The organism is Streptomyces sp. NPDC007095, from assembly GCF_040634475.1.
In the GTDB taxonomy this organism is placed as follows: Bacteria; Actinomycetota; Actinomycetes; order Streptomycetales; family Streptomycetaceae; genus Streptomyces.
On the sequence record NZ_JBEYFS010000505.1, the window covers coordinates 1 to 1,751 of the forward strand.

1 protein-coding gene is annotated in these 1,751 nt (G+C 69.6%); it reads left to right on the forward strand.

Translation table 11 applies throughout. The features are described from left to right. Positions 1-87 precede the first annotated feature (87 nt). Positions 88-1,710, forward strand: a complete 1,623-nt coding sequence (locus tag ABZ656_RS57785) for an ISAzo13 family transposase (RefSeq protein ID WP_360280765.1) — start codon at positions 88-90, stop codon at positions 1,708-1,710. Positions 1,711-1,751: the final 41 nt, after the last annotated feature.

Sequence of the window (1,751 nt, forward strand, 5' to 3'; positions counted from 1 at the left end):
GGGGCCTGCCGATCAATAACTCATCGGTTTTCGTGGGCTGTTGGGTCGTAGGATGCGGGGGTGTCGGAGGGGACGAAGGCAGAGCTGGTGGACGTGTTGGGGCTGTTGTTGCCGCATCTCGATGAGCGGCAGCAGCGCCTGACGCTGGGCGCCGCGGCCCGCGTTCTGGGCCACGGCGGGATCCGCATGGTGGCCGGAGCGGCCGGGGTGGCGGAGTCCACGGTGTCGCGCGGGAAGCGGGAGCTGGAGCACGCGGAGGAGCCCGCTGGCCGGGTCCGGGCACCGGGCGCGGGTCGGAAGCCCTTGCGGGAGGCCGATCCGGGGCTGGTGCCCGCGTTGCTGGCGCTGGTCGAGCCGGACCAGCGCGGCGACCCGGAATCTCCGCTGCTGTGGACGGTGAAGTCCACCCGGAATCTGGCGGCCGAGCTGACGCGCCGGGGGCACCGGGTCGCTTCGGACACGGTGGCCGCGCTGTTGAAGGCGGAGGGCTTCTCCCTGCAGGGCACCTCGAGGACCACCGAGGGGGCCCGGCATCCGGACCGGGACGCCCAGTTCCGCTACATCAACGACCAGGTCACGGCGTACCTCGCCGATGGGCAGCCGGTCATCAGCGTGGATGCCAAGAAGAAGGAGACGCTGGGCAACTACGCGGTCATCGGACGCGAGTGGCATCGCGCCGGGCAGCCGGTGCAGGTCCGTGCGCACGACTTCCCCGAGAAGGGTTCCCAGAAAGCGGTGCCGTACGGGATCTACGACATCGGCGCGGATACCGGCTGGGTGTCGGTGGGCTGCGACGGGGACACCTCTGCCTTCGCGGTGGCCACTTTGCGCCGCTGGTGGAACGGTGAGGGGCGCAGCCGCTACCCGCACGCTTCTCGCCTGTTGGTCACCGCCGACGCCGGAGGCTCCAACGGCTACCGCGTGCGTGCCTGGAAGAAGGAACTCGCGGACTTCGCCTACGAGTCGGGCCTTGATGTGACTGTCTGTCACTTTCCGCCGGGAACATCGAAATGGAACAAAATAGAGCACAGGCTGTTCTCGCAGATCAGCATCAACTGGCGTGGCAGGCCCCTGACCAGCCACGGAGTCGTCGTCAGCACCATCGGAGCGACCACGACACGCAGCGGGCTGTCCGTCCACGCCGAGCTCGACCCCGGCGCCTACCCCACCGGCATCACCGTCCCCGACACCGTCATGGAGCGCCTGCCCCTGACGCCGCACGAGTGGCACGGCACGTGGAACTACACGTTGCGCCCCGAACCGCTCGCTCCCGAACCACCCCCGCCCAGCGCCGAGTTCGGACGCTTCCCCACCGGGGACAAGCTCCCCATCTGGCTGCGGCACCCCAGCCTCACCGGACTCGAGCCCGCCGCCTTCGACGATCTCGCCGTCCGCTACCGAGCCTGGTGTGCCGAGCACCCGCCGATCTTCCTGCCCGGGAAACGCCCCGACGGCGGCCCCGGCGCCGGCGGCAGACGGCTCTCCGTCTCCGACCAGCTTGTCGTCTTCCTCCTCAAGAGGCGCTGGTCCATGACGAACGCCGTTCTCGCCGAGGCGACCAGCCTGGCCAAGAGCAGAATCGGCGCGACCCTCCAGGAGGTCACCCCCGTGCTCACCGCGCTCGGGCACAAGATCCCGGCCGGCGCCATCACCGTGACCACGGCACACCAACTCGCCGCGATCGCCGGGCACGACCCCACCCTCCCCTAATCCCCACCAAGATCGACGAGTTATTGATCGGCAGGCCCCTG